Here is a 22,078-nt window from a genome sequence, read left to right as displayed (position 1 = left end):
AGGTATTTTGAATAAAATCCCATTGCGATCGTTGATCATTGAAGACAATGAAGACGATGTTTTAATGCTGGTGCGGCACCTGCAAAAAATCGGCTATGAGCCCGATTACACCACTCTCGACCGGGAGGAGGATCTGCAGCAGGCGCTGGCTAACTCACCCGGTGAATGGCAGATGATTTTTGCCGATTACACCATGCCGTCGTTTTCCGGCCTGGCGGCGTTGCAGATTGTGCGCCAGCAGGACCAGGATGTGCCGTTTATCTTTGTGTCGGGGACCATGGGGGAAGACAAGGCGGTCGAAACCATCAGGATGGGGGCCCAGGATTATATTGTCAAAGGCAACCTGGAGCGCCTGTCAGTGGCGGTACCCCGGGAACTGGCGTCGGCGCAGGACCGTATTTTACGCAAGGATGTGGAGGCCAGGCTGCGCTTCAATTCGCTGTTCGACAGCCTGACCGGGCTGCCAAACTACGCGCACTTTGTCAGTCTGCTGGACAAGGCCATTAAGAAAGCTGCGCAACAGGACACGATGGTGGGGGTCATTACTGTCCAGGTGGATCGCTACCAGGAAACGGTGGATAACTTCGGGGTGGAGGCGGGCAATGAATTGTTGCGCCAGGTGACTCGCGGTTTAAAAGAGCGAATGCGCAACGGCGTGGTGGTCGCCCGTATTCCACGCGATGAATTTGCCATTATTGTGCCCGACGTAGAGTTCCAGAGTGAACTGGTGGAGAAGGTCAAAAAAATCAGCACTTATACGAGTGAGCCGATCAAGCTGTGGGGCTACGATATTGACATCAGTTCAAGCATTGGGGTCAGTATATACCCGCTGCACGGTGACTCGATTGATACTCTCTATCAAAACGCCAACCTGACCATGCGCAAGGTGAGCAAGGCCGGGGGCAAATCGTTCAAGTTTTTCTCATCGGCCATCGCCCGGGAGGCCCAGGAGCGGCTCAATATCGAAAACGACCTGCGCAGTGCCATTAATCGCCAGGACTTCAGTCTCTATTTTCAGCCCCAGGTGGATATCCTGACCGGACGGGTACACTGCCTGGAAACCTTCCTGCGCTGGAATCGCAAGGGGCACGGGGAACTGTTGCCTGAACAGTTTATACATGTAGCCGAGGAGACCGGCCTGATCCTGCCGCTGGGTGAGTGGCTGTTGAAGGAAGCGCTGCGGCAGTTCAAACACTGGCGGGTTGCCTATGGCGCGGTCCTGGACGCGCGCATTGCGGTCAAGCTTTCAGCCTACCAGCTGCGCCAGAAAAACCTCTGTGGGTGGATAGAGAAAGTGTTGCGGGAAGTCGGCCTGGAAAGCAGCTGCCTGGTATTGGAAATTGCCGACGACAGCATGGCACAAAACCCCAACATGGTATGCGAGGCAATGAACAAGCTGCATCAATTGGGTATATCCGTTTGCCTGGATAATTTCGGTACTGGTAAATTCACTTTTAACAGTTTCAGAAATACCCAAATCGATACCATAAAACTCGATCCGCAGTTTATCCGCGAAGTTCCCGGTAATCTCATTGATACAGCGCTGGTGCAGAGTATGCTGTCGCTGGCTTCGAACCTGAATATAGCGGCGGTGATCAAAGGGGTGGAAACTGCTGAGCAGCTCAACTTCGTGCGCAACCAGGGCTGCCAGCTGGTGCAAGGCTATTATTTTCAGCAGCCGCTGCCGGCGGAAGATATGGGGGCAATTCTCACCGCTCACAAGCCTTATGCAGCGCGATTGTTTTAACTGTGACCGGGCATACGAGACGGCGTTGAGGAGTAACATTTGACTGGATACCATGCTGCCCGCGATATAGAAACTGCGAGTCGGGTAAGCCTGCAGGGGGGCATAGGGGCGAGGCTGAGCATCGTTCGCTGGTGTGCGCTCGGGGTGACGAGGCTGTGCGATGGAGAAGCGGTCTATGGATGACCACAAAGACTTCAGGATTCTGGTGATCGACGATGAAGCCTTTATGCTCAAGTTGATCGGTAAAGCTTTGCACAGGCTGGGTTATTCACAGGTGTTTACCTGCAGTGGCGGCCAGTCCGGGCTGGATTTTATCAAGTCTGCGCCGTCGCCGCCGCAATTGGTGTTGCTGGACCTCAATATGCCGCAAATGGATGGCATTGAGTTTATCCGTCACCTGGCGGATGCTAACTTTACCGGCAGTATCATTCTCATCAGTGGCGAGGATGAGCGCACTTTGCAGTCGGTGGAAAAGTTGCTGACCAGCAGCAGGATTACGGTGCTCGGTTACCTGGTCAAGCCGGTCAAGCCCGCTGCCCTGAAGCTGCTTATTGAACGCTGGCGGCCGTTTGTCTCCGCTCGCCAGCAGAGCTCAATAAAAACCTATTCCGTCGAGTCTGTCAGCCGGGCCATCCATAACGCCGAGCTGGTCAATTACTACCAGCCCAAGGTCCAGGTTGCCAGCGGTGAGATCGTCGGGGTGGAAACGCTGGTGCGGTGGCAGCATCCTGCCGACGGACTGATTTATCCCGACCGGTTTGTCCCGCTTGCAGAGAACAATAATCTTATCGACGAGTTGAGCTATGCCATCATCAGGCAGGCATTAGGTGATCTCGGTGGTTGGCAATTGGCCGGATTGAGCCTGCCAGTGTCGATCAACCTCTCTATGGAGAACCTGAAAAACCTGGACTTTGCCGATGCCGTGTTTGAACTGATCGCCCAGGCGGGGCAATCCGCCGAGGACATTACCCTGGAGGTCACTGAAAGTCGCCTGGTGCAGAGTATCAAGGTTGCCCTCGATATACTCACGCGCTTCAAATTGAAACGCGTCAACCTGTCTATTGATGACTTTGGTACCGGCCACTCGTCCCTGTCCCAGCTGCGGGATTTTCCGTTTGATGAGCTCAAGGTAGACAGGGGGTTTGTCCACGGCGCCTGGGCCAATAAAAAACTGCATGCGATCTACAGTGCCAGCCTGGGCTTGGCCAGGCAGCTGGAGATGACCATCGTTGCTGAAGGGGTGGAGGATCTGGACGACTGGAATCTGCTGCGGCAGTCCGGTTGCGATCAGGCCCAGGGCTACTTTATTGCCAGGCCCATGCCGGCGCAGGACGTTCCGGCGTGGGTTGCAGACTGGGAAATTCGCCGGCGCGAGCTGGTCGCCCAAGCGTCAGAGTAGGCGCCGGCGCGCTTGTCGGCTCGGGTCTTGCCCCTCCAGCCTCCAAGGCTTTTAATTTACCCCCGGCACTGCTTGCGGGCTGGCCATGAGCGGCAGCGGCCATTATGCTGGCAGGCTTGGCCCAAGGTGCTAACTAATTACCGCCGGCGACTGCTGCCTGGCGCGCAGTTGGCGAGCAGCGGCAGAAGTTTAATTTCAGAAGTGTAAAGTAACCAGGGGTAGTTTACATGTCGATAGCCCTGTCTATCCGCAATTTACAGAAAACCTACGACGACGGCTTCGAGGCGCTAAAAGGCATTGACCTGGAGGTCAAACAAGGGGATTTTTTCGCCCTGCTCGGGCCCAACGGTGCGGGAAAATCCACCACTATTGGCATTATCTGCTCGCTGGTGCGCAAGTCGGCCGGGTCCGTATCGATTTTTGGCCACGATATCGATACCGATTTCCCCAGTGCCAAACGCGAGTTGGGGGTTGTGCCCCAGGAGTTCAATTTCTCGCAGTTTGAGACGGTGGGTAGTATTGTCGCCAACCAGGCCGGTTATTACGGCTTGAAGAAATCACTGGCTGAGCAGCGGGCAGAAAAATACTTGCGCCAGCTGGGCCTGTGGGACAAACGCGACAACAAGGCGCTGATGCTGTCCGGCGGCATGAAGCGACGCCTGATGATCGCCCGGGCGCTGGTGCACGAACCCAAATTGTTGATCCTGGATGAGCCCACGGCGGGTGTGGATATTGAGTTGCGCCGTTCCATGTGGACATTTCTGCGCGAGATCAACGCTCGCGGCACCACCATCATTCTGACCACCCACTATTTGGAAGAAGCGGAAATGCTCTGTCGCAATGTGGCGATTATTGACCAGGGCTCGATCGTGGAGAATACCAGCGTAAAAGGCTTGCTCAAGACCCTCAACAAGGAAATATTTGTGCTCGATACCCGCGAGTCCCTGGCTGCCGCACCGGCTGTCGGTGGCTACCAGCTTAAATTGGTGGAGGAGCACAGCATCGAGGTCGAGGTGGAGAAAGGGCGCTCCCTCAACGAGTTGTTTGCCACGCTCACCGAGGCGGGTATTCATGTGGTCAGTATGCGCAACAAAACCAACCGCCTGGAAGAGCTGTTTGTGTCCCGCATCCAGAACAAGAGTGCGGACGCCGTAGTGACCGAGGGGGATGCTGCATGACCCCCCAGGAGCAATGGATCGCCTTCTGCACCATCGTGGGCAAGGAGATACGGCGCTTTATGCGCATCTGGGTGCAAACGCTGGTGCCGCCGGTAATCACCATGTCGCTGTACTTTGTCATCTTCGGGCAGTTGATCGGCTCCCGCATCGGCACCATGGCGGGTTTCAGTTACATGGAGTTTGTGGTGCCGGGCCTGATTATGATGTCAGTGTTGACCAACGCCTACTCCAATGTGGTGTCGTCTTTTTACAGCGCCAAATTCCAGCGCAGTATTGAGGAGCTGCTGGTGTCGCCGACCCCCAATTACGTGATTTTAAACGGCTTTGTTATCGGTGGTGTCTGCCGCGGGCTGGCGGTGGGCCTGATCGTCACCCTGGTATCGCTGTTTTTTACCGATTTGCACATTCACAGTTTGCCGGTCATGGTGCTGATTGTGTTGATGACTTCGATCCTGTTTTCCCTGATGGGCTTTGTCAACGCGGTGTTCGCCAATTCCTTTGATGATATTTCCATTATCCCCACCTTTGTCCTGACGCCGCTGACCTATCTGGGCGGGGTGTTTTACTCGATCAGTTTGCTGCCCGAATTCTGGCAGGGGGTTTCCCAGCTAAACCCGGTACTGTATATGGTCAATGCGTTTCGCTACGGCGTGCTGGGGGTGACCGATATCAATGTCGGGCTGGCGTTTGTCGGGGTGGCGATATTTATTATCGTGCTCTATGCGGTGTGTCTGTACCTGCTCAGCAGTGGCAAGCGTTTGCGGGCCTGAGCTATGCAGGTATGTGTCCTTAAAAATACCCTTGAGTCGGGTTAAGCTTTGGTAACAGGAGAGCAACAATGACAGGCACAGATAAACCCCACGGTACCCTGCTGGGAGAGCCCACCGAGTACCGCTCAGAGTACGATGCAACTCTGTTGCAACCCATCCCCCGGCAGCAGTCCCGGGCGACATTGGGCATCGAGACGGAAAAGCTGCCGTTTAAGGGGGTGGATATCTGGACGGCCTATGAAGTCTCCTGGCTGGACAACAGTGGCAAGCCACAGGTGGCGGTCGCCGATTTCGAGTTTCCCGCCAATAGCCCGGCCATCGTCGAGTCCAAGTCCTTCAAGTTGTATTTGAACTCCTTTAACCAGACCCGCTTCAGTAGTGTTCACAGTGTGGTTGAGGTGCTGGAGCAGGACCTGTCAGCGGCCGCCGGTGCGCCGGTGATGGTAGGCTTGCATACGCTGCACAGCGCCACGCAGCGGGGCCTGGGGCATTTCGCCGGTGAGTCCATCGACCAGGAGGCGGTGACCATAGACTGCTACAGCCCCAACCCCGAGTTGCTGCGCTTGAACAAGCCCGAACGGTTTGTAACCGAGACCCTCTACAGTGACCTGCTGAAAACCAATTGTCCGGTGACCGGCCAGCCGGACTGGGGCAGCGTCATGATTCACTACCGGGGGGCAGAGATTAATCGCGGCTCACTGTTGAAATATATTGTGTCGTTTCGGCAGCACCAGGACTTTCACGAACACTGCGTCGAGCGCATGTTTATGGATATCCGCCAGTATTGCCAAACGGCGAAATTAACCGTCTATGCGCGCTATACCCGCCGCGGAGGGCTGGATATTAACCCCTACCGCTCGGATATGCCGGATGACCCCGAAAGCGTGCGACTGGTGCGGCTGGCACGACAGTGAGCCGCGCTAGAATTTTTGCTTCAGGGCCTTGGCGGCGTCTTCCAGCAGTTTGATCGCCTTGTCGCGATCGTAGTTGCGAACCTTGTCGGTATCCAGGTGGATAGAGAATCCGTCCAGGTTGTGTTCGAAGAAATTATTGTTGACCCCCATATCCTTGCGCAGCCCCATCACCTGGTAGACCTTGATGGGGTGGGAAAAGCCCTTGACGCTGATCTCGCCCTTGCAGCGGCACATAATGGTGTCCCGGCACAGTGACCAGGTCTCGTGGCTGAGCAGTATTTCCCCGGGGGCAGCCGCCGATTCCAGCCGGCTGGCCAGGTTGACGTGGGTGCCGAGCACCGTGTAGTCGAGGTGGTGGGAGGTGCCAAAGGTACCGACGGTGCAGTAACCAGTGTTGATGCCCATGCGGATCTCCAGTGGCCGTTCGACGCCCTGGTTGACCCATTCACGCTGCAGGCTCTTCATGCGCTTGCGCATAGCGATGGCCATGGAGACGCAGCGGATGCTGTCATTCTTGATACCCTGGCTGTTGAAATCGCCGAAAATCACCATCAGGCCGTCGCCGATAAACTTGTCGATGGTGCCGCCATACTGGCTGACTATTTTCGACATCTCACTGAGGTAGGTGTTGAGCAGGCCGGTCAGGGTCTCCGCCTCCAGCTCCTCCGACAGTTGGCTAAAATCCTTGATGTCAGAGAAAAATACGGTCAACCGCTTGCGGTCGGTCTGCAGGGATTTGTCCTTGTCCTCGTTGATGGCCGCCCAGACCGTGGGGCTGATATAGCGTGACAGCTTGTAGGCCTTGACCTTGTAATTGATGGTTTCCTGGACCGATTTCTGGTGGCGCCGGCGCAGGTCGCTGATTTGGGCGTAGGTGTACCAGGCGGACACACAAAAATAGGTGGACAGCCCGATCAGGCTGGAAATACTGATCTCCAGCTGGGTGGCCAGCACCCAGCGGGGGTTGTGGACGATCAAACTGACGAATATACCCACGCACAGGGCCGCATTGTCCAGGGCCCACTTCTTGCCTCCGCCGTGGAGCAGGGCGTTGAACTGGATCATGGTCACGAACAGGGCGCAGGGCAGCAGGCTGAAGTCAGCCAGCCCCAGCACGAAGCCGATCAGGCCGGCATCCATATGGCCGAGCCGGGTGGCAACCAGCTGTTGGCGCTCTTCCGGGGCGCGCTGAATCAGGCGATAGGCCACATAGACGTAAATAAAGATAAACGCCATGGTGCCAAGGCGAAGGTAGTTAACAGGGTCGAACGAATTGAAAGATGCCAGAGTGCCAGCCGCGGCAATGCAGATTAGGGCTCTGAAATAGTACTGCGACCGAGCCGAGTCAGGGTTGATTGCCACGTCGTCTGTCATCGTACTCAAAATCAATAGTCGGGTTGCTGCCGGCAAGTTCGGTCCGTTTGACCTGGAAATGCCCTCCTCTTCAGAGCGGCCCAGGAGAGATCAGGTCAGAGCTGGTCTGCGCGAGCGACTTCTGGCGTTTGGAAATAGTGCTTTGAATGAGCTGGATTATCCAATAATTAAGCTTATATAACCAGTGGCACGATTATTGGCTTTTCATGCGCAGCGCCAGGTATTTGTTTTCCAGGTCGATATATTGCTGCTGGAGCTGCTCAAACTGCTTGTTGGCGGGGTTGGCGCCGCTGTCTTTGTCGCTGCGGGCCAGGGTTTGCAGTTGTTTCAGCAGGTGGTCATTTTCCTGCTGTAATCTCCGGACAGACTCGCTGAGTTTACTGTGCTCGGCCTTGAGTGCCTTGGCTTCACTGAGGATTTGGGCGCTTTCCCGGTTGCTCAGTTCCGTCTCATCGAGCCGGGTTTGCAGCTGGGCGAGGCGGGCATTGGCGCCTTTCAGCTCCAATTCCATGTTTTGTATGCAGGCCCTGGATTCGTCCACATAGTTCAGTTGATCTTGCAGCTGCCCTTTAAGATCCTTGATGACGGCGTCTTTTTCCAGGTTGGAATAGGCCCTGGCCAGGCGCTGCTGGAGCTCGGTGATCAATTGATGTTGGCTGGCGGCCACCGCCTTGAGACGCTGGATTTCCACCGAGGGGTGCGGGCCCTGGGCCGCACTGGTGCTGGCCGTGTCTGCGCTGGCAGCGGCCGGGCTGGGGGCAGGCTCCTCGGCCGGTTTGGCTGCGACTGGAGGCTGCTCGGGGTTTTGCAGGTTGGCACCGAAATCGTTGTAGGAGTTCTGGTAAGCCTGCAGGATTTGGTCAAATTGCTCCTGCTTGCCAATACCTTCCACCTCAAACCCCTGCAGCTCCTGCTGGTGGGCCTTGGCCTGCTGTTGTACCGACTCCCATTTGTCTTCCAGTTCGAAAAACAGGGTTTTGAACTTCTCCAGGTTGGCGACCCGCTGCTGGCTGTTGGCCAGGGCCTGCTGCAGCTCAGCCAACTCGGCCTCGGAGATGCCGTCAACGGCCTCCTGAGCGGGCGCCTCAGCCCGATAAAAATCCATGAGGCGCTGCAATTTGATCTGCAGAATTCCCCAGTTTGGCTCGCCTGTCTGTTCGCTGCCCAGACAGGCCTCTTTTTCGCTGTTTAGATAGGCGTGGCGCAAAGACGCGACCTGGCGTGGGGCGGGCGCTTTATTGCCAAGGTCGAGGGCGATGTCCTGGTCCGGTTGCAGTGATAAATGGTGCTTTTTGGTGGCGCTGAGCTGCTCTTCCAGGTGCTCCGGGTAGCTGCTGGTGGTGGGCTGCTGTGCCTCCAGATCCTTGCAGCGTTTGCGTGATTTCTTCAGCTCCCGCAGGGCAAGTTGCAACTTTTCCCGCAGGCCGCCGGCAATATTTTTAAGATTATGAGCGTAGTAGAGCAGGAAGCCGCAGAGCAGTAACAGTACTCCCAGTACCTCTGCAGCGCCGAAGACTATCCAATTGGAAACCTGCATCAAGAGTAAACCTCAGGTGAAACGTGTGTGTTGTTTTGGAGCAGAAATAGCTGGAACAAATGAGATCGAGCAAGTTTTTCTGGCTGATCGTCTATGCGTGGGGCAGTATCAGCGTAAAGCCCGGGCAAGTCGAAAATCACCCGGGGATTATGGTACAAAAGAGTGCGGTTTGCGAGTATGTCAGGGCGGGAAGTGGCGGTTAGCTGCGCCGCGTGGAAATAGGCGCCGAATGTGGGTAAAATTTTTGTTTAATTCAATTAAAGGTAACTTATGCAAGCCTTGGACTTACTGCTAAACAGGGTGTCATGCGGCAAATTGCAATCTCCGGCGCCAAACGCAGAGCAGCGCCAATTGCTGTATCGGGCAGCCATGCGCGCGGCCGATCACGCCAGTCTGCAACCCTGGCGTTTTCTCGAAATCGAGGGGGCGGGGCTCGATAGCCTGGGCGAGTTGTTTGTAAAAGCGGCAGTTAATGACAACCCGCAACTGGCTGAAGTCGACCGGGCCCGGTTGCTGCGTAAACCCCTGCGGGCGCCATTGATAGTGGTCGCCATTGCCCGCTACACGCCGCACCCTAAAGTGCCGGAGTGGGAGCAGACCGTGGCGGCCGGTTGCGCCACCCAGAATTTGATCAACGCGGCCTACGCCCAAGGTATAGGCGCCTATTGGCGCACCGGCGCCAACGCCGAGCACCCGCTGGTTTGCCAGGGGCTGGGCCTGCAACAGGGTGAGAAAATTATCGGTTTTGTTTACCTCGGAACCCCCTCCATCCCCCTGCGAACTGCCCCCGAAGCCAACCTCGATGCATTTGTTCAATCCTGGCCTGCGATCTAGCATTGCCTTTCGCTATTCATTTGTGTAGAGTACCGCCCTCGCTGGAGCTGACGCCCTCGCAAGTGTGTGTTTTTTATACATTTGTTGCGAAAGGCGGGAGAAGTTTTCAGCCGTAGCTCAGAGTTGGAGAGTTACGCGATATTGACACGCTAGCGTAGGCGTGCGGTTATAAGACTCGCATAGAAAGCGGGCGGTTAGATACGCAATTATTTGGTGAGGTGTCCGAGTGGTCGAGCCGCAGGCAGCTCCGCAGGAGATTACGAGCACGCTAGCGTAGGCGTGCGGTTATAAGACTCGCATAGAAAGCGGGCGGTTAGATACGCAATAATTTGGTGAGGTGTCCGAGTGGTCGAGCCGCAGGCAGCTCCGCAGGAGATTACGAGCACGCTAGCGTAGGCGTGCGGTTATAAGACTCGCATAGAAAGCGGGCGGTTAGATACGCAATAATTTGGTGAGGTGTCCGAGTGGTCGAAGGAGCACGCCTGGAAAGTGTGTAAGTCGCAAGGCTTCGAGGGTTCGAATCCCTCCCTCACCGCCAAATAAAAAAAGCCCGGCAATCGCCGGGCTTTTTTTATTTGTGGGCGAGGGGGATTTGGATGAGAACCCCGTTCGACAAGTTGCACTGCAACTTGGACCGCCGCAGGCGCGCGCAGCGCGAAAGGGTCGCGCAGCGGCGCTTTCGGTCTATCCCTCCCGGAAATAGAGGTAATACATCGTTTTCTATCGGCAATCGCCGGGCTTTTTTTATTTGTGGGCGAGGGGGATTTGGATGAGAACCCCGTTCGACAAGTTGCACTGCAACTTGGACCGCCGCAGGCGCGCGCAGCGCGAAAGGGTCGCGCAGCGGCGCTTTCGGTCTATCCCTCCCGGAAATACAGGTAAAACATCGTTTTCTGCCGGCAATCGCCGGGCTTTTTTTATTTGTGGGCGAGGGAAATCTGCTGGCTAGCGCCGGTGGGCGACAATGGGGTAAAAATTTGCTAACTTTAGTGTTGGCAGGCGACGGTTGTTTCGAATATGTCGAAACATGGTTAATGGACTAAGCCTTCCGCCGCGGCAACTTATAAAAATGCGTTTTAAAGCTGCGTGCGGGCATATGGCCGCAAGCAGAGGAAGGCATTCACAATAATATGAGCACTGGCGAAAACGATCGCGAAACACTTCGACTAGCGGCGCTGCACCGCTACGCTATCCTTGACACCCCGAAAGAAGCTGTCTACGACGACATAACCCGCCTGGCGGCGCAGGTTTGCCAAACGCCCATTGCCCTTATATCGCTGCTGGATGAGACCCGGCAGTGGTTCAAGAGTCGGTTGGGGATTGATGTGGACGAGACTCCGCGGGATATTGCCTTCTGCAACCACGCCATCCGCGGCAGTGAATTGTTTGAAGTGCCCGATGCGTTGCAAGACCCGCGCTTTACCCATAATCCACTGGTCACCGGGCCACCGGATATTCGCTACTATGCCGGCGTACCCCTGGCGACCCCTGACGGGTACAATCTCGGCACCCTGTGCGTTATCGATCGTAAATCCCGGCAGCTGACAGTGTCCCAAAGTGCTGCGCTGGAGGCCCTGGCGCGCCAGGTGGTAACGCAGTTGGAATTGCGCCTGTCGCTGGAGGAGACCGAAGCCGCCCGGCGGCAGCTGGCGGCAGAGATTGAGCGCCGCAATCAAATGGCGGAGGCACAGCGCCTGGCGGAGCGTTTTATGGGCGAAACCATTGACGCCTTGCCCGATCACATCGCCATAGTCGATGCCGATGGAACCATTGTGCATGTCAATAACGCCTGGAATAACTTCGCCGACAGCAACAATGGCGGGGTGTTAGCGGTGGGTATGGGCAAGGGCACCAATTATTTACAGGTCTGCGATCGTGCCAGTATCAATGGTGAGCAACAGGCGGCGGAGTTCGCGCGCGAATTGCGGCGTGCCCTGGCAGGTCATAGCAACCCCGACTTCGCTCTGGAATATCCCTGTCATGCGCCCGGCAAAAAGCGCTGGTTTATCGCACGCATCGCCGCCTTTCACGACAGCGCCGGCATTTTTGCTGTGATTTCCCACCAGAATATTACCCAGCGCAAACTGGCAGAAAAGGCCGTTCTGGATAGCAACAAGACGCTCGAGGCGCGGGTAGAGTCCCGCACCCATGAGCTCTCCCAGGCTTACGCATCGCTGCAGGCCAGCGAAGAGAAGTTTCGCTCTATTTTTGAGAATTCCGCAGTAGGTTTTGCGATTTCCACGCCGGTCGGTGAAATAACCCAGACCAACCAGGCATTTCGAAGCTTTTTTGGCCCGTCTGAGTCGGCAGCAACCAGTCTGCACTTGAGTTCAATTATCCACCCCGATGACCTGGAAGAATTGCAGGGCCTGAGGCAGCTGGTACTGAAGGGGCAGATTCCCGGCTTCGTGCGGGAGATTCGCTTTTTACGCCCGGATCGAGAGCTTATCTGGATGCATATCAGTGTCGCCGCAATCCGCGACTCCAGCGGCACGCCGCAGAACACCATGGCGCTGGTGCAAAACATTACCCATCACAAACAAGCTGAATACGAGCGTGACAGCTTTTTTGAGTTGTCCGTCGATATGTTTTGCCTGGTCGACTTCAATGGCAGAGTGCATCGTATTAACCCTGCCTGCAGCCGTATCCTGGGCTATTCGGAACAGGAACTGTTGGGTATGGACTACGTCGACCTGATTTATCCTGAGGACCGCCAGCAAGCGCGAGCGACATTGTCGAACCTGATGCAGAACAATTTGGACGAGTTGAGCTACCTGGAAGTACGAATGCAGAAAAAAGGCGGCGAGCCCTGCATTATCCGCTGGAGCGCTGTGCCCTGGATGAACGAAAACCTGATTATCGCGGTGGGCCGGGATATGACCAGGATTCGCGATAATGAACGGGCCCTGCGCGCCCTGGCGGAGCGCTTGCAGGGTATTCGCGAGGAGGAGCGTACCCGTATCTCCCGTGAAATACACGACGAGTTGGGGCAAATGCTGACCGCCCTGAAGATGGATTTGACGCTTTTGGCGCGGGATGCTGAAGGGCCGGATGGTGACTTTAATCGGCAGGCTCTGCAGGAGGAATTATCCGCCGTAGTTGATTTGGTCAATGCAACCCTGCGCTCGGTGCGACGGATAGCCCAGGAGTTGCGGCCGGAAATTCTCGACGCTCTCGGCTTGGTACCAGCGATTCGCTGGCAGGCCAGGGACCTGCAGGAGCGCACCCGCCTCAATATTGATATTGAGGCCGACCAGGAACCGCAGAATTTGACTGCCAGGCAGAGTACCGAGCTGTTTCGTATCGTCCAGGAAGCGCTCACCAACGTGATCCGCCATGCCAATGCCAACAATGCAAACATAACAGTAAGCTGCTCCAGCGAGGAGACGGTTCTTACCGTCGCCGATGATGGTTGCGGTTATAATCGGTCCGCAACCAGTGCCCCGTCGTTGGGTATACTGGGCATGCGCGAACGGGCAGCCAGTATTGGCGCCAGTTTCGCTATCCGCGGCGAGCCCGGCAGTGGTACTACCCTGACGGTTCGTCTGCCGGCGGCAGTGTCATCCGCCAACGATCAAAAATAGCGAAGAGCAGTGCTCTCAGGCAAAAAACAGTACTCATAGTAAACGTCAGTACCAAGAACGTAGTAGTAATAGGAGTCCAGATGATACGGCTACTGATTGCCGACGATCACTCCCTGATTCGCGAAGGCCTGCGCAAGGTGTTCAGTCGCGAGGCGGGAATGGAGTTGGTGGCTGAGGCTTGCGATGCGGCTGAAGCGGTGGCATTGGTGCGCGCACACGATATTGATGTGGCCATTCTTGACCTGAACATGCCCGGCCGCAGCGGCCTCGATGCCATCGCCGCCATTCACGCCATCAAGCCGAAGTTGCCTATACTCATTCTCAGCATGATTCAGCAGCGGGATATTGCCCTGCGGGTTTTCAAGGCTGGTGGGGTGGGCTTTGTTTCCAAGGAAAGCGCTGCGGAGGAGATAGTGACCGCGGTCCGGCAGGCGGCGGCAGGCAAGAAATACGTCAGCGCTGCGGTAGCCGAACAGCTGGCTGAAGGCCTTGGCATGCAAGCCGAGGGCTTGCCCCACGACGCCCTCTCCGACCGCGAGTTGATGGTGCTGAGACTGATTGCATCGGGCCAGGGCACGCGCAACATCGCTGAGCAATTGTCTCTCAGCGTCAATACCATAGCCACCTACCGGCGTCGCATTATGGAAAAGCTCGGCTTGCGCTCCGATGTTGAAATTGCGCGTTACGCCATCAAGCACCAGCTCAGCGACTGACGCCTGACCCCAGCGGTATATGTCCCACCTGATCAGCCCGTGTCACGGATTCTGTGACAACACGGTTCCTCTTTCTGTGACACACACTACATACCAGCCGCGATACACGCCAGGCGGGCGCCAGCGTATTCTCTTCTGCAATGATCAACAAAGCAGAGAGATTACGGTGATGGTTAAAGTTCATATTGCGGAGGATTCCGATATTATTCGTCGCCGTCTGGTGCATCTGGTGAAAGAGGTGGACGGGGTTTGCAGTGTGCTGGAGTCGGACAATTACGCCAGTACCCTGGCCATGATCCAGAGTGAGGAGCCACAAGTTCTGGTGCTCGACCTGTTTATGCCGGGCGGTACGGGTATCGACGTACTGAATGAGTTGCGAGGAATGGAACAATCGCCCCGGGTGATCGTATTGACCGCCTCCGCCGATATCGATTTTCAAATTCGCTGCCTGGAAGCAGGCGCCGACTACTTCTTCTCCAAAACCGCGGACTTTTTGCAAGCCATCGAGGTGGTGAGAGAGTTGGTGTCCGTGAGCCACTGCAGCCACTGCGAGGAGTAACGACGTCATGGAGACTAATCTGGCGCGGTATAGTGTGCGCGGCTTTGGCCTCGCGATTGATGATTTTGGCACCGACTTTGCCAGCATGGCGCAGCTGGGGCGGGTGGCTTTTACCGAGATCAAGATTGACCGCAGTTTTATCCGCAATATGCACCAGACACGGGAGGCGCGCACCATCGTTGAATCAACCATTGATATCGCCCGGCGGCTGGGTATTGTTGCGGTGGCCGAAGTCGTGGAAACCGGTGCCGACTGGTTGGCTTTGCGCAAAGCCGGGTGCCCCATGGTACAGGGGAACTACGTGTCCAGGCCGCTACCCCGGCAGAAATTTATCGAGTTCTGCGAGACCCGGAAGTAAGGTCGTGAATACTTTATGGGTATTGCGCACAAGATCGCCAGCCTGTGCTGGCAGCGCCCGGGTTCGAGGGAATCCGGGAGCTGGTCGCGGGCAACGGCGGCAGCTTTTGCGGTCAGTTTCACCCGGCGCTGCGCTGGTTGTCCTGGTGGGTATGTGCTGGCTGCTGGTCAGCGGGGGAGCAAATGCCAGCGCTGCCTGGTGGTCGCTCACCGCAGCGGGTTCATATTTGCCTTTGCTGATGCTGGCGCTTTTGGGGGCAGGGCTGCCGTTGCTCTATATGCTGCGCTCGACGGTCCGCAACCGCGCCGACCGCAGCTATGGCAGTTCAGGGAGCCAGACCAGCCACGCGGTGGAAATGGCCAACACCAGGCTGGAGCAAGAAGCGCAACAGCGAACACTGGAGTTGGCAGACAATGAACGCCGCTACCGGGACTTGTTTGACCACAATCCCATGCCCATGTGGACCTGCGATACGCAGGCTGGCCGCTTCACCGCTGTCAACAACGCAGCCATTGAGCTCTACGGGTACACGCGCGAAGAATACATGGCAATGAACATTGCCGAGCTCTTTGTGGCGGAGGGCGAATGGTGGGGCGCGCACAACCCGGCGGGCGAATTCGGCACCGGTGTGCAGGAGAAGATGTGCTTGCGCAATAAAAATGGTTCGGAAGCTGTCGCTACTCTGTACATCAGCGAGGTGCTGAACAGTGACAAGCCGGTGTGCATTGTGCAGGGGCATGATATCACCGAGCGGGTGCAGGCTGAGGTTGAGTTGCACCGGCAGCAGGAACTGGCCCGGCACCTGCTGGAAAACCTGGCTGAAGGGGTGGTTGCTTGCGATGAAAATGGGCGCTTGGTTTTATTTAATCAGGCCGCCCGGGAATGGCACGGGCTGGATCCGGCCAGGGTCGCCCCGGACCAATGGTCGGATTTTTACGATTTGTATGAGGCCGATGGTGTCACCCCGTTAAGTGAAGAGCGGATACCCCTGATGCGAGCATTTCGCGGCGAATGCGTACGCGGCGTCGAGATAAGCATCGTGCGCAAGGGGCACAGGCCGAGGTATGTGCTGGCCAGTGGTGAGCCCCTCTATGATGCCGGGGGCAACAAAATGGGGGCCGCGGTCGAAAGCGAACGCGCCAGCCTGGCCTTGCGGGTTGAGGAGCGTACTGCCGAGCTGACCGCGACCAACCGGCAGTTGGCCGAGGCGAAAGCCCAGGTTGAGACAGCGTTACAAGCCAAGAGCGCCTTTCTGGCGATGATGAGCCATGAGGTTCGCACGCCGATGAACGGTGTGTTGGGCATGATCGACGAGCTGGCCCAGACGCCGCTGGAGGATGACCAGGTGCAGGTGGTCGGTACGATTCGGGACTCGTCGCTGTCGCTGCTGCGGATCATTGATAATGTGCTGGATTTCTCCAGAATTGAGGCCGGTCACATGGAGCTCGAGCGGGCCGTGGTGAACGTGCCCGAACTGGTCGAAGGCGTCTGTGACGCGTTGGCGTCGACGGCAGAGGAGGGCGGAGTGGTGCTCAATTTGTTTGTTGATCCCACTCTGCCGCGGCAAGTATGGTCGGACCCCACCCGGTTGCGGCAGGTGCTTTTCAACCTGGTCGGTAACGCAGTGAAGTTTTGCAGCTGGCCGGTAAAGCACAGGGGGCGGGTGGATATCAGTGTCGAGAGGGACTCCAACACTCGCAGAAACCTGGTCTTCTGCATCAGGGATAACGGGGTTGGCATCGCGCCGGAAGCCATGCCCGAGCTGTTTAACGCCTTTACCCAGGCAGACGCCTCTACCACCCGGCGCTTCGGAGGTGCCGGTCTCGGTCTCGCCATTTGCAAGCACCTGGCGGAATTGCTCGGTGGGGGTATCCAGGTACAGAGTGAGGAGGGCTCAGGGTCGACCTTTACCGTGATTTTGCCGCTGCAGGCCGCAGCGGATACGGCCCCAAATTCCGCGCTGGACCTGAACCAACTGGATTGCATCCTGGTCGGCCGCGATGGGGACTGTAACCGTACTTTGGTGACTTATCTCACCCACGCTGGCGCGCGTGTGCACCAGGTGCTGGATGCAAGCGAGGTGCGCAGCTGTATTGGCAAGAGCTTAAGCCGCCCGGCGGTGGAGATTCACTATTCCGGCCTGGTTGGCGACGGGGCGGAGGCTGCCGTCGCGGCGCAAGCCGCGGCAGGGAGTGGGTTGCTACCCAGTGGTGAGCGCGAGGCTTGCGCCGACCTGCGGCGCCTGGTGATCACTCGCGGCCGGCGCCATAATGCCAGGCTGCAGTCCAGCGATTGTGTGTTGCTGGAAGACTATTTTATTCGCCGCAGCAGCTTGTTGCAGGCAGTGGCGGTTGCTGCCGGTCGCAGTTCACCCATTCAGGAACGCCCGAGCACAGGGAGGTGATGGCCATTTGACTAGGCTCCGTGCAGCTGCAACTGCCAAATAACGGTACTGAGCTGGAGCAGGAGGGCTCGTTAGTTGCTGTGGCGGCGGGTGATCCATCCGGGAATAGGGGGGCTTAATTAGCGGTGCAGGGTCGTGGAAGAGCAGATTGCCGGTCTGGTGGAGGTTAAGAACTAGGTTGGACCCATTTAGACGCTTGCTGTGGATCAGTTCCCATTCCTTTCAATAGCCAATTTGTTTACAAAACAATCAAAACCGGCCCCGAGACATTAAGTCGCTGAAAGGATTGGATTTTTATCGAAAAAAGGCCTTGACTCATCAATACCTCATCCCTATTATACGCGCCTCGACATAACGCACTCGTAGCTCAGCTGGATAGAGTACTCGGCTACGAACCGAGCGGTCGGAGGTTCGAATCCTCCCGAGTGCGCCATACAAACGAAAAAGCCCGGCCTAGTGCCGGGCTTTTTCGTTTGTATGGCGCACTCGCGGGGTGAGAGCCTCCCCATATTTAAAACCGATGTTCAACACCCGCCGACAACAGATATATCGCCGCTTCGCCAGCAGGGGAGAATTCGATGCCACTAAAATGTTCAACTTCAGCGCGTAAACTCCAATTTCCAAAATTCTTCCGGACCCCAACACCGAGGAAAAAATCGCTACCTGTTTCCTCAGTCGAGACTGACATCAAATCACACTGACTAACTCCCAAGCCCGACAGGATGCCCCCGGAGGCCAGGCCGGCCTGCGTCTTAACATCAGATTTCCAGTGGGAAATTCCTATTTTTGCGAAAAAAGAGAACGCAGAAATAGATTCCTTGGTGTGAGCTAATAGGGAGAGCCCAAACGCCGACGTATCAAAGTGTTCACTGACGCAATCAATGCCATTGAACGTGCCAAGCAAGGGAAGCGTAAACGTACTTTCTGAGGTTCGATTGGCAATTCGCTCGAAGCTACCCAAATCTACATACATTATTTCAGCATCAAGATATTCATTGATTCGATACCCGGCGAACAGTTTCAAGGAAGTTTCTGTATTATTGAAGTCGATACTGTCTTCAATAGTCCTGAAGTTCCTGCCAGTCGCGGTAAAATTTGCACCATTGTGATTTGCCACCTGGATAAACGTAGCCTCTGAAAACTTGTCCACATCGGCCATGCTAAAGCCGGCGCTAACGCCCACGTAAAACCTTTCCTGCTCCGCGCTCGCAGAGTTAGGCAGACTAAAAACAAAAAATGTTAAGGAAGTAAGTGCGGATATCAAGTAGCTCGAGATAGCGCTCCGATAACTGGATAGGGTAGTGTTGCTGGTAATCATTTTTTGGTTCCTCCTGAAGCCCGCCTGTCACGCACAAAGTCACATTAGTTGTAATCAGCTTGTGCGTGTTAAACGCGGCATTTCCGTCGCGCGAGTAAGTGCGTCCCGAAAACCATCGGCCAGCTGCTTTTCGTCGTTCTGGTTTCTATCTCATAGGCAACCCCTCAAAAACAAGTCAACAGGAACATACCGCCATTTTAATCCTTTCTACCGTTTTGCATTACGAATGGATGCTGATAAAAGTATTTGCTGTTAATAACCAAACTGCATTGCATTTAATGGGGACGGAGTCCTCTTTATCGCTCTTTATCGCAAAAGCAAGGCCTCCAGCTCCGCGCCGGCTTCACCCGTGTAGACCGCAAGCTTTTGCAGGTGTGGTAGTGTTTCGCGGCAACCGATAAAGCCAAAGTTCATGGTGTCGGCATAACTCTCGCAGGTAATATTTAACGCCATACCGTGAGTGGCGATTGAAACCGGGTACACCGCTTGCAGGCGGCCGCCGCGAAAATAGCGGGGTTCCGTTGGACCCATGACATTGGAAATGACCAGGTTGGCGGTAATGGGCAGTTGGCTTTCATTACCGGCAAGTGCCCTTAACGTCTGAATGCCCAGCGGCGATAACAGCAGACCGCTATAGGCCAGGATTGCTGGCGCGGTCATGCCTTCCAGTTGCAATTTGGCGCTGCGGGTGGATTCGATAATCGCGGCCAAGCGCTCTTGCGGGTCGGCGATGTGGGTGGCCAGGGAGGCCAGCATCGCCCCCACCTGGTTGCCGCCGCCGGGGTCTCCCGCGGGACGTATATTGACCGGTACAAAGGCGATCAGGGGTTTGTCCGGCAGGGCATCAATATCCAGCAGGTATTTGCGCAAGCCGCCGGCGCTAAGAGCCATAACAATATCGTTTAATTTGCAACCGGCGGCCTTGGCCATGGCCTTGAGGGTGGGCATGGAAAACTGCTGGGTTGTAAAACGGCGGCCGTGGCTGGTGGGGCGGTTGAGAATACAATTTGGCGCCTCGAAGGAAGAGATCACCTGCCCGCGTTTGGCTTTTGGCGTGCCGAGCTTGGCGATTGCTTTGGTCAGGGATTTGGTGGTGTTCCACTGGGTCTCAACATCGGTGAGCAGGTTTTTGAGCTTTTTTAGCGCACCCTGGGCGATTTGCTCTGGCGGTGGTTGGTCGAGCGGTTGAAGGTCGAAAATAAACGGGGTTTTGATATCGGCGGTGGGTGACAGGCCGCGCTCGAGCAAGCGCAATGCGGTGTAGCCATCGACCAGTGCGTGATGAAATTTCCAGTAGACTGCGTAACGGCCGCCTTCCAGCCCTTCGATAAAATGGAATTCCCAAAGTGGGCGGGAGAAATCCAGCGGATTGCTGTGCAAGCGCGACACCAGTATGCCCAGTTCTCGCTCGTCACCTGGATAGGGCAGGGCCGAGCGGCGTACATGGTAGTCGATTTCAATACTATCCACAGCGACCCAACTCTGGCGTGGATGCTTCAACAGGTTCGGGTGGCTGAGCTTCTGGTTCCAGGGCGGCTGTATATCGACGCACTGGCGCACCTCATCCATAAGTGTCCGGAAAAAGTCCTTCGGTGCATCTGCGGGCAGGGCAAATTCGTAGAGTCCCCCGACGTGCATCATGCTGTCGCGCGACTCGGCAAACAGGAATATTGAGTCGAGTACTGACAGGCGCTTGCGGGCGGGTTTTGGCTTGGTGTCTGGCATCGCTTTGGAACTCCAGTAGTTATTTTCACGCTGCAGCGTGCCTTAACGGATGCTGCACCAAAGCATAATGACAAGCCAGCGGATTTTCACAAGGGCTGTTCAGTGTCTAAAGGGGACGGAGGGATTAAAATTTAACCAGTTCTGGCCCTGCTGTCCTTCAGCCGCGTCGAGAAATACAAGGGAGTTAGAAAATACTTAAAGCAGTTATGCAACCTGATCGCTGGTTTTGACTGCCCTTCTGATGTAGTGGGACAAAAATATTAGCTTTGTTTCATTGGCGTGGTACTGGAAATGGTGTGGATGTGAGCGCTGCCAGCCTAGCAGATTTACAGCCCTAATATTTTCCCGGCCCCCAGGGAAAGAAGATGATCCAGAGCCTGCTGGTTAAAAAATAATCCCTCCGTCCCCTTTACCGGTTTGTAGCAGGCGGTTGCCGAGGTCGATGGTGTCGGCGCAATCAATCTTGCCGATTGGAGACAGGTTGATGGCCAAGGGTAATGGGGGGTGGCGGTGCTGTATGTGCTGGTGGAACTGGCGCCAGAGGTCGGCGATGTGCGCCTTGGAGCGTTCCAGGGTGTCCGCCCTGTCGCACAGCAATTCGTCCACCACCGCTGGCGTCAGGGTTACCCCCAGCCGCTGCAGAAAGCGGATGCTGCAGGCCGATTGGACTGGACAAAAGCTGAGGTAAAAAAGCGAGTTGCTGGTGTCTACTGCCGCGTCTTGCAGTTGCCGGGAAAGCGCCAGCAACTCATCCAGCTGGTAGACGATTTGGGTGGAGAAGAAGTCGACTCCCGACGCTATTTTGGCACGGACCCGCTGCGCCTCGTTGGCTCGGGAGGGAATGCAGATATTGCCAATCCGGGCCTCGCGCCCGGCAAACAGACGTCGCGCAATGCGATTGGCTTCGGTCACCGATGGCCCGGGGTATTGTATGGTGCTGCTTTCACCGCCCACCAGGATAAAGTGGCGGATGCCAAATTGGCACCAGGATTCTTCCAACCACTGCTCCAGTTGCTGTGCCGGCTGGTAGGCCACCACATGATTGAGGATACAAGGCACGGCGCAGGCGTCGCTGATATGGGCGGCAAATTCACGGATAGGTACCCGGGCCTCGCAGGGAGTAAGCGGGTGTGCACTGCCAGTGCGGTGCTTCTCGGTGTGAATTTCAGGGATGTTTACCGCCTCCAGTCCAAGGCCTGCCTGGGCGCGGCGGATGTAGGCAACGGCTTCATCCAGACCACCGCGACCGCTGCTGAGCAGTGGTGGTGCGATTTCCAAAACCAGCTTGGCATTGGCCATTGCAGGGCTCTCTTAGGGCGCAGTTGCGACGGCTGCGCAGGCCTGATAATAAGGTCGCAGCGTGCAGTCGTGGCGCGTATGCGTGGCACGGACTTACCGGCACCTTATTCAGCGCGGATATTTATTGTGTCTGGCGTGAATAGCACTTACTTAAGTTGCGAATGATCCAGCTTGCCATCCCTGCGTAGGGGGATCCAGTGTTTTGGGATGCATAAAACGCAAGCCCCTGAGCCCCCTGGATTCCCGCCTGCGCGGGAATGACTGTCTAAAGTAAGTACCATTCGTGTCTGGCGTTTGTCTTCCATACTAAATTACAAATGCCAGAACGTAAAATCTATTGCACCCGCGCTAGGCGGATGGGGCAG

The 22,078-nt window shown here is 56.2% G+C and carries 16 protein-coding genes and 2 tRNA genes; 13 read left to right on the top strand and 5 right to left on the bottom strand.

All coding sequences use genetic code 11. From position 1 onward, the window contains the following. The first annotated feature begins 7 nt into the window (after positions 1 to 7). From G8764_RS03055 to queF, 5 genes are all read left to right on the top strand, one after another. Positions 8 to 1,747: an EAL domain-containing response regulator gene (locus G8764_RS03055; RefSeq protein ID WP_166161712.1), complete on the top strand. Its 1,740-nt coding sequence runs from the start codon at positions 8 to 10 to the stop codon at positions 1,745 to 1,747. A 175-nt stretch (positions 1,748 to 1,922) separates the two neighbouring features. Next, a complete protein-coding gene (locus tag G8764_RS03050) occupies positions 1,923 to 3,146 on the top strand; it encodes an EAL domain-containing response regulator (protein ID WP_166161710.1) in 1,224 nt (407 codons plus the stop codon). A 227-nt stretch (positions 3,147 to 3,373) separates the two neighbouring features. Then, a complete protein-coding gene (locus G8764_RS03045) occupies positions 3,374 to 4,324 on the top strand; it encodes an ABC transporter ATP-binding protein (protein ID WP_166161708.1) in 951 nt (316 codons plus the stop codon). Then, complete coding sequence (locus tag G8764_RS03040; protein ID WP_166161706.1) at positions 4,321 to 5,094, top strand: ABC transporter permease; 774 nt, start codon at positions 4,321 to 4,323, stop codon at positions 5,092 to 5,094. The genes G8764_RS03045 and G8764_RS03040 overlap by 4 nt, the downstream gene beginning before the upstream one ends. Positions 5,095 to 5,162: 68 nt before the next feature. Continuing rightward, positions 5,163 to 6,008: an NADPH-dependent 7-cyano-7-deazaguanine reductase QueF gene (queF, locus tag G8764_RS03035; RefSeq protein ID WP_166161704.1), complete on the top strand. Its 846-nt coding sequence runs from the start codon at positions 5,163 to 5,165 to the stop codon at positions 6,006 to 6,008. 6 nt (positions 6,009 to 6,014) lie between these two features. Here queF and G8764_RS03030 read toward each other — a convergent pair whose 3' ends face one another. Both G8764_RS03030 and G8764_RS03025 read right to left on the bottom strand, forming a co-directional pair. Then, the gene (locus G8764_RS03030) at positions 6,015 to 7,382 is read right to left on the bottom strand and encodes an adenylate/guanylate cyclase domain-containing protein (RefSeq protein WP_166162993.1); all 1,368 of its coding nucleotides are present in this window, start codon (positions 7,380 to 7,382) and stop codon (positions 6,015 to 6,017) included. 193 nt (positions 7,383 to 7,575) lie between these two features. Further along, positions 7,576 to 8,919: a coiled-coil domain-containing protein gene (locus tag G8764_RS03025; RefSeq protein WP_166161703.1), complete on the bottom strand. Its 1,344-nt coding sequence runs from the start codon at positions 8,917 to 8,919 to the stop codon at positions 7,576 to 7,578. Positions 8,920 to 9,189: 270 nt separating this feature from the next. Here G8764_RS03025 and G8764_RS03020 point away from each other — a divergent pair, with 270 nt between their 5' ends. From G8764_RS03020 to G8764_RS02985, 8 genes are all read left to right on the top strand, one after another. Then, positions 9,190 to 9,753 (top strand): nitroreductase family protein, encoded by a 564-nt coding sequence (locus G8764_RS03020; protein ID WP_166161701.1) that lies wholly within the window; start codon positions 9,190 to 9,192, stop codon positions 9,751 to 9,753. A 450-nt stretch (positions 9,754 to 10,203) separates the two neighbouring features. Further along, positions 10,204 to 10,291: transfer RNA gene (locus tag G8764_RS03015), tRNA-Ser, on the top strand. Between the two features lie 592 nt (positions 10,292 to 10,883). Continuing rightward, on the top strand, positions 10,884 to 13,337 hold the full coding sequence (locus G8764_RS03010) for a PAS domain S-box protein (RefSeq protein WP_166161699.1): 2,454 nt from the start codon (positions 10,884 to 10,886) through the stop codon (positions 13,335 to 13,337). 80 nt (positions 13,338 to 13,417) lie between these two features. Then, positions 13,418 to 14,050, top strand: coding sequence for a response regulator (locus G8764_RS03005; protein ID WP_166161697.1), 633 nt, complete (start codon positions 13,418 to 13,420; stop codon positions 14,048 to 14,050). Positions 14,051 to 14,219: 169 nt separating this feature from the next. Continuing rightward, positions 14,220 to 14,609, top strand: a complete 390-nt coding sequence (locus tag G8764_RS03000) for a response regulator (RefSeq protein WP_166161695.1) — start codon at positions 14,220 to 14,222, stop codon at positions 14,607 to 14,609. A 7-nt stretch (positions 14,610 to 14,616) separates the two neighbouring features. Next, positions 14,617 to 14,967 carry an EAL domain-containing protein gene (locus G8764_RS02995; RefSeq protein WP_166161693.1) on the top strand — a complete coding sequence of 117 codons (351 nt, stop codon included), beginning with the start codon at positions 14,617 to 14,619 and terminating at the stop codon, positions 14,965 to 14,967. A 106-nt stretch (positions 14,968 to 15,073) separates the two neighbouring features. Next, positions 15,074 to 17,371, top strand: coding sequence for a PAS domain-containing sensor histidine kinase (locus G8764_RS02990; protein ID WP_166161691.1), 2,298 nt, complete (start codon positions 15,074 to 15,076; stop codon positions 17,369 to 17,371). Between the two features lie 356 nt (positions 17,372 to 17,727). Next, positions 17,728 to 17,804, top strand: a tRNA-Arg gene (locus G8764_RS02985). 78 nt (positions 17,805 to 17,882) lie between these two features. Here the strand turns inward: G8764_RS02985 and G8764_RS02980 are convergent. From G8764_RS02980 to G8764_RS02970, 3 genes are all read right to left on the bottom strand, one after another. Continuing rightward, positions 17,883 to 18,689 (bottom strand): outer membrane beta-barrel protein, encoded by an 807-nt coding sequence (locus tag G8764_RS02980; RefSeq protein ID WP_166161689.1) that lies wholly within the window; start codon positions 18,687 to 18,689, stop codon positions 17,883 to 17,885. A gap of 306 nt (positions 18,690 to 18,995) precedes the next feature. Then, complete coding sequence (locus G8764_RS02975) at positions 18,996 to 20,414, bottom strand: WS/DGAT/MGAT family O-acyltransferase (protein WP_166161687.1); 1,419 nt, start codon at positions 20,412 to 20,414, stop codon at positions 18,996 to 18,998. Between the two features lie 384 nt (positions 20,415 to 20,798). Continuing rightward, positions 20,799 to 21,713, bottom strand: coding sequence for a methylenetetrahydrofolate reductase (locus tag G8764_RS02970; protein WP_166161685.1), 915 nt, complete (start codon positions 21,711 to 21,713; stop codon positions 20,799 to 20,801). Positions 21,714 to 22,078: the final 365 nt, after the last annotated feature.

Origin of the sequence: Pseudomaricurvus alcaniphilus (genome assembly GCF_011440395.1) — a bacterium.
GTDB classification, from domain to species: Bacteria; Pseudomonadota; Gammaproteobacteria; order Pseudomonadales; family Cellvibrionaceae; genus Pseudomaricurvus; species Pseudomaricurvus alcaniphilus.
Note: the sequence above shows the minus strand (reverse complement) of the source record. Positions and strands in the feature narration are given on the sequence as shown.